Below are 7,978 nucleotides of genomic sequence, written 5' to 3'. Positions count from 1 at the left end.
ACGGCTCCACACCCGCCGCACGCCACACCCGCGCCAACGACACCATCACCGCAAACAACACCGGCTGAACAACATCCACCCGATCCAACGACCCAACCCCAGCCTCACCCCGCAACACCGCGCTCAAAGACCAACCCACAAACGGCGCCAACGCCACCTCACACTCCGCCACCGACTCCGCAAACACCCCACCCCCAGCCAACAACCCCGCACCCATCCCCACCCACTGACTCCCCTGCCCCGGAAAAACAAACGCCACCCGACGCGGCACCACACGACCCGACACCACGGCACCCTCATCCGAGGTCTGCGCCGCCGGATCGGCCAGTGCGGCCAGGCCCGCCATCAATCCGTCGCGATCGCGACCGACAACCGCACTGCGCCAATCCAACTGCGACCGGTGACGCAGCAATGAATGCGCCACATCGGCCGCGTCGGTATCCGGGTGCGTGCGCAACCACTGCTCGAGCCGAACAGCCTGCTGCCGCAATGCCTCCGGACTCACCGCCGACAACATCCACGACATGGCATCCGAATCGGCTGGACCCGAATCTTGTGCGGCAATGGGAGATTCGGCGCGAGTCGGGAGCGGCGCCTCCTCCAGGATGGCGTGGGCGTTGGTGCCGCTGACACCGAACGACGACACGCCCGCGCGACGAGCACGCCCGTTGCGCGGCCACGGCCGCGACTCGGTCAGCAACTCCACCTCGCCGGCCGACCAGTCCACCTTCGGGCTCGGCTCGTCCACGTGCAGGGTTTTCGGCAGCGTCTCGTGCCGCAACGCCAGCACCATCTTCATGACACCGCCCACACCCGCCGCGGCCGTGGTATGCCCGATATTCGACTTCAACGACCCGAGCCACAGCGGCCCACTCGATCGCCCCTGCCCGTAGGTTCCGATCAGGGCCTGCGCCTCGATCGGATCACCCAGCGGCGTTCCCGTCCCGTGTGCCTCCACCGCATCGATATCGGTCGGCTCCAGCCCCGCGTTCGCCAACGCCGTGGTGATCACCCGCTCCTGCGAAGGACCATTCGGCGCCGACAAACCGTTACTCGCCCCGTCCTGGTTGATCGCGCTGCCTCGGACCACCGCCAGCACGGGGTGACCCGCGCGCTGCGCGTCCGACAGGCGCTCGAGCACGAGCATGCCGACGCCCTCGGAGAATGCCGTGCCATCTGCCGTGGCAGCGAACGACTTGCAACGACCCTCACGCGATATGCCGCGCTGCCTTGCGAAATCGATGGAGAGATAGGGATCGGCGTAGATGGTCGCACCGCCCGTCAAGGCCAGCGAGGTCTCTCCCTGCCGCAGCGCCTGACAGGCCAGATGCAAGGCGACCAGCGACGAGGAGCACGCGGTGTCCACGGTGACCGAAGGTCCTTCGATACCGAAGACATACGACAGCCGTCCCGACGTCACACTGCCCTGCGTGCCGGTGAGCCGATGGCCCTCGAACTCGGGGGTGACCCGGTTGAAATAGCCCGAGTAGCACGCCCCCACGAACACGCCGGCATCGGTGCCGCGCAACGCGGCCGGGTCGATTCCCGCGTTTTCCAATGCCTCCCAGGACGATTCGAGCAAATGACGCTGTTGCGGGTCCATCGCCGATGCCTCGCGCGGACTGATTCCGAAGAAGCCGGCATCGAAATCACCGGCGCCGTCGAGGAATCCGGCACGACGGCTGTACACGGTGCCCGGCTTGTCCGGGTCCTCGTCGAACAGCCGCTCCAGATCCCATCCGCGATCCGACGGGTACTCACTGGTCGCGTCGATTCCCCCGGCGAGAAGGTCCCACAACTCATCCGGCGACGTCACACCGCCGGGGAACCGGCAGCCCATCCCCACGATGGCAATCGGCTCGTCGGTCCGGGTCCGGCGGGCCACCTTCTTGACCGGTTCGCTCGCGGCTTTCGGCTCCACCTTCGACAACACCAGTTTCGCCACCGCCGCGGGGGTCGGATAATCGAACACCAGAGTCGACGGCAGCTGAATACCGGTGGCCTTGTTCAGCCGGTTCCGGAATTCCACGCCACCCAGCGAATCGAAACCGATCTCGTCGAAGCGCCGATCGGGCCGGATATCGGCCGCCGAATCATGTCCCAGCACCGCCGCCGCCTGCGCCAGCACCACCTCCGACACCACGTCGGCACGCCGGGCCTCGGGCACCTGGGCCAACCGCTCGGCCAGCGCACCGGCCGCGGGCTTTCCCGCAGCCTTCGCCGGGCGCATCGAACGCGGTACGAAACCGCGCAAAACGGCCGGAACCGCATCGGGATCCGACACGCGCCGCAATACGCTCGGGTCGAACCGGATCGCGGCCGGACGCTCCTGCGAACCGGCGACCGCTTCGTCGAACAACCGCAGGCCCTCGGCATCACCGAGCCGGCCCAGCCCCAGCCGCTCCCATCGTGCGAGTGCGGTGCTGTCCAGTTCCCCGGTCATGCCGCTGCCGGAGTTCCACGGCCCCCATGCCAGCGACACCGCAGCCGAGCCCGCCGCGCGGCGCCGCTGCACCAGACCGTCCAGGAAAGCGTTGGCCGCGGCGTAATTGCCCTGCCCGGCCGAACCCAGCACCCCCGCCATCGACGAGAAGACCACGAACGCCGACATATCGCGGTCACGAGTCAGCTCGTCCAGATACCACGCCCCGTACACCTTCGGCGCCAGCACCCGGTCCACCTGTTCACTGGTCAGCGACTCCACGGTGCCGTCGTCGATAACACCCGCCGTATGCACCACAGCGGTCACACCGCCGTCGGAATCCATGGCGTCCAACAGGTTTCGCACCGCGTCACGGTCGCCGACATCACACGCGACCACGCGGGCATCGGCGCCCGCCCGGCCCAGTTCGGCGACGAGCTCGGACGCCCCCGGCGCCTCGGGACCCCGCCGCGACGACAGCACCAACCTGCGCACGCCGTATTCGGCGACCAGGTGCCGGGCGAACAACGCACCGAGACCACCGGTACCACCGGTGATCAAGACCGCGCCGTCGCCGAAAGCCGGCGCCGCGCCGGCGTCGCGCACCTCGTCGGCCTTCGATGTCCGGGTGAGCCTGGGAACCAGAACTCCCGCACCCCGCACCGCGGCCTGCGGCTCACCCGAGGCCAGCACCGCCGCGATCCGGTCGGCGCCCGACCGCTCGGCCGGATCCTCGTCGAGGAGAACGAACCGCCCCGGATTCTCCGACTGCGCACTGCGGACCAACCCCCACGCCGCGGCCGCCACCACATCCGGCACCTCGCCGGGCAGCCCCGCCCCACCGGTGGTGAGCAGCACCATCCGGACATCGGACAGTCGCTCCTCGGCAAGCCAGGATTTCACCGTGGCCAGCGTGCTGTGCACCCCGGCCCGCACCACTGCCGGACCATCCGCCGCCTGTTCCGGGACGCGCCACACCACGACTTCCGGAAGCTGTTCCGCCGCAATGAGTTCAGCGACGGAAGCGAATGACACGCCGATCCCCGGTACCGCCGAATCCGCGAGCACGGCCATCGACGGCGCCGGCGATCCGGCCGACGCTGCCGTGGCAGGCTCCCAGTGCACCTTGTACAGACCGGCCGCGTCCTCGGACAAGCCGCGCCGGAATTCCTTGGCGTCGTTGCGACGCATCATGACGGCGTCGATCGACAGGACCGGATTGCCGTTCGTATCGACGGCCGCGACGGCGATGGTGTTCACTCCGGCTTTCACCGCCATGACCCGCAGCTCCGTCACCTCCGTGGGCACCGGCGCATGAAAACGCGCACCGCCCCACTGGAACAGCAACCACCCGGAATCGGGGTCGGGCTCCGCGGCCCGGAAAACCAAGCGGGACAGCCCGGCATGCACGACCAGCTCCATCAAGGCCGGATGCACACCGTGCCCGGACTCCGGTGCCGCGTCGGTGTCCAGCACGACCTCGGAGAAGACCGTGTCGCCACGCTGCCATACCGCCGGCACACCGATGAACGCCGGACCGTACTCGAGTCCGGTGTCCTCGGTGATCTGCGCCGGAAGCGTCAGCCGATCCACGTCCACGCGTTCGGCATCGGCCGGTGGCCACTCCTGGTCCCGCAGCTGCGACACCAACGCCGAATCGTCGGCCGGCTCCGCCGCGAACACGCCCGTGGCGTTGCGCACCCACTCCCCATCGGAGGCATTCCGATAGAAGAATTCGAACGAACGCCGCCCGGACTCATCGGCCGACTGCACCAGCACCTGCACATCGACCGCGTCCGCACCGGGCCGGATCGGCGCCTGCACCATGACTTCCTCGACCACCTCGCAGCCGATCCCGCGACCTGCGGCGAGCAGGAACTCGAGCAACAGCACGCCCGGCACCACCACGACGCCGTAGGCCATGTGGTCGGCGATCCATGGATGCGTGCGCAACGAGAACCGGCCGGTGAACAACCATTCGTCGGTATCGGCGAGCTCGGTCACACCCGTCAGAATCGGATGACCTCCAGAGTCGCGTGCTGCCGCTTCGACAGGCTGCAGCCAGTACCGCCGATGCTGGAAGGCGTAGCTGGGCAACGAAACCCGCTGTGCACCGCGACCGGCCGACAGCGGGCGCAAGTCCACACTCATACCTGCCACATGGGCCTGTGCCAGCGCGGACACGAATTGCGTCGGCTCGTCGGCCGCACGCCGGGCCGCGGCGACCACCGTCGATGTGGCCTCCACATCCGGGATCTCGGCCAGGCACTGTCGAGTCATCGCGGACAACACGGCATCGGGGCCGATCTCCACGAACCGCCGCACCCCGGCCGCTACCGCGGTCTCGATACCCGGTGCGAACCGGACACAGCCACGCACCTGGTCGACCCAGTAGCCCGGATCGGTCACCTCGGCGCCGGCCAGGACACCCGACACGTTCGACACGATCGGAACGGCCGGCTCGTGATAGGTCAATCCCATTGCCGCACTGCGGAATTCATCGAGCATCGGCTCGATCAACGCCGAGTGGAACGCATGACTGACCCGCAACCGGGAGGTCTTGACTCCCTCGCCGGCGAGCTTGTCCTCGATCTCGGCTATCGCCGCGGCGTCACCGGACAGCACCACCGACGACGGACCGTTCACCGCGCCCATCGATACCCGGCCCTGGAACTCGGTCAGCATCCCGGCTGCCCGATCCTCGGGTACCGCCACCGCGAGCATCGCCCCGCCCTCGGGCAGCGCGCCCATCAGCCGCCCGCGTGCCACCACCAGGGCGCACGCATCCGCCAGCGACCACACCCCCGTCACACAGGCGGCCACCAACTCGCCGATCGAATGCCCGATCAGCACATCCGGCGCCATACCGAAGGACTCCACCAACCGGAACAGCGCCACCTCGAAGGCGAACAGCGCGGGCTGGGTGAACTCCGTGAGGTCCAGCAGCGCCGCGTTCTCCTCATCGAACATCAGGTCTTTCAGCGACCGGCCGAGCAGCGGATCGATCTGGGCGCACACCTGGTCCAATGCCGACGCGAACACCGGAAACGCGCCGTACAACTGCGCGCCCATCCCGGCTCGCTGCGCACCCTGACCGGTGAACAGGAACGCCGTCTTCCCCGGGATGACCTGCCCCTCGAGGACCGACGACGCCGCCTCGCCCGAGGCGAGAGCGGCGAGACCGGCCAGCACCTGTTCCCGGTCACGGCCCACGACCGCGCCGCGCCGATCGAAGTGTCCGCGTGTCTCGACCGAGGAATACGCGATATCGGCGACACCAGCATCGGGCCGGTCGATCATCCACTGCCGCAGCCGATCCGCCTGTGCGCGCAACGCCTCGTCGGACTTGGCCGACACCAGCACAGGAACCACATCGGTCGCCACCGCGGCGGCGTCTTCGTCCGGCGACGGTACGACCGCCGGCGCTTCCTCGAGAATCACATGCGCGTTGGTGCCGCTGATCCCGAACGACGACACACCCGCACGCCGCACCCGGTCGGAGACGGGCCAGGGCTCGGCCTCGGTCAGCAATCGCACCGACCCTGCCGACCAATCCACGTGTGGCGTCGGCGCATCCACATGCAGCGTTCGCGGCAGAGTTTCGTGCCGCAGGGCGGCCACCATCTTGATGACACCACCGATACCGGCCGCGGCGACCGCGTGACCGATATTCGACTTCACCGACCCGATCCGCAAGGGCTCCGACCGGTCCTGCCCGTAGGTGGCGATCAATGCCTGCGCCTCGATCGGATCACCCAATGCCGTTCCGGTGCCATGGGCTTCGACCGCGTCCACATCCGATGCCCGGAGCCCGGCATTGGCCAGCGCCTGCGCGATCACACGCTCCTGCGATGGACCGTTCGGCGCGGTCAGGCCATTGCTCGCACCGTCCTGATTGATCGCGCTGCCGCGCACCACGCCGAGAATGTCGTGCCCCAGCCGCTGTGCGTCCGACAGCCGCTCGACCACGAGCACCCCGACGCCCTCGGACCACGTCACGCCGTCGGCCGCGGCGGCGAACGCCTTGGATCGCCCATCCGGCGCCAGCCCCCGCTGTCGCGCGAAATCCACGTACAGACTCGGACTCGCCGACACACTCACACCGCCCGCCAGCGCCAGCGATGCTTCCCCCTGACGCAATGCCTGGCACGCCAGGTGCAATGCGACCAGCGACGACGAACACGCGGTATCGACCGTGACCGCCGGGCCTTCCAGACCGAAAACATAAGAGACACGGCCGGATACCACGCTGTGTGATGTCCCGGTCAGCCGGAAACCTTCGTATTCACCGACGACCCCGGGCGCGTACCCCGACGAGCAGGCGCCGACGTAGACGCCGGTATCGCTGCCGCGCAGCGACGCGGGGTCGATACCCGCGTCCTCGAGCGCCTCCCAGGAGACCTCCAGCATCAGCCGCTGCTGCGGATCCATCGCCGCCGCCTCGCGCGGGCCCACGCCGAAGAAGCTCGCATCGAAACCGCCGGCGTCATCGAGGAAGCCGCCCTCCTGGGTGTACACGGTCCCCGGCTTATCCGGGTCCGCATCGAACAACCGCTCCAGATCCCAGCCCCGATCCGATGGGAACGGCGCGATCACGTCCCGTCCCGCCGCGACGAGTTCCCAGAGATCATCGGCCGATCCGACACCACCCGGGAAACGGCAGCCGATACCGACGATGGCGATCGGCTCATCGGAGACGGCCCGGTGAGTCACTCGTGGCACATCGGGATCGATCCCTTCCAGATGTGCACGCACCAGCCGCGCCACCGCCATCGGCGTCGGGTGGTCGAAGATCAGGGTCGCGGGCAACGGCACACCGGTGGCCGATGCCAGGTTGCTCCGAAGCTGTTGTCCGCTCACCGAATCGAATCCGGCGGCGGTGAACGGCAGATCGGGTGCGACGGCATCGGCCGAATCATGGCCGAGCACCGCCGCGGCCTGTTCGGCCACGACCTCGAGCACGAGCGCGTCGCGGTCACGCTCGGCCGCGGCGAACAACCGCGGCGCCAGCGGGCCCTCCACCACGGCACGCCTGCTTCGAACCGGGGACGCGGTGCGCTGCGGAGCCGGAAGCGGCTCCACGCCATCCAGCGTCCAGCACTGCCGCCGCTGGAACGCATACGTCGGCAGTTCCACCCGCTGTGCCGGTGGGGCCAGCAGTTCCGGTGCTACATCGATACCCACGCAGTAGGCATGTGCCAAGGCCGCGGCGAACTGCTGTCGGCCGCCGTGGTCGCGCCGCAGCGTGCCGACGACCGCGACCCGGTCCGCCAGCCCCATCGAATCCGCCGTCAGCTCGATCGCCGTCGACACCACAGGATGCGGGCTCGTCTCCACGAACGCATTCGTCCCCGAGTCCAGTAACGTCTCGATCGCGTCGGCGAAGCGCACCTGCTCACGCAGCCCCCGGTACCAGTACCCGGCGTCCAGCTCGGCGGTGTCCATGAAATCCGCTGTCACAGTCGAGAAGAACGGCACCGAACCCGATACCGGCACAACCGATTCCAGCTCCGCCAGCACCCGGTCGCGAACGGCCTCCACCGCCGCCGAATGCGA

The 7,978-nt window shown here is 68.6% G+C and carries 1 protein-coding gene; it reads right to left on the bottom strand.

The window, feature by feature from the left end; all coding sequences use genetic code 11:
• The coding region (locus tag AB0J47_RS41940) for an SDR family NAD(P)-dependent oxidoreductase (RefSeq protein WP_364360194.1) at positions 1-7,918 on the bottom strand (7,918 nt) is incomplete at its 3' end.
• Positions 7,919-7,978 lie beyond the last annotated feature (60 nt).

The sequence above is a fragment of the Nocardia sp. NPDC049737 genome (assembly GCF_040674755.1).
Taxonomy (GTDB): Bacteria; Actinomycetota; Actinomycetes; order Mycobacteriales; family Mycobacteriaceae; genus Nocardia.
The sequence above is the reverse complement of the archived record's forward strand: the minus strand, read 5'-3'. Positions and strand labels throughout refer to the sequence as shown.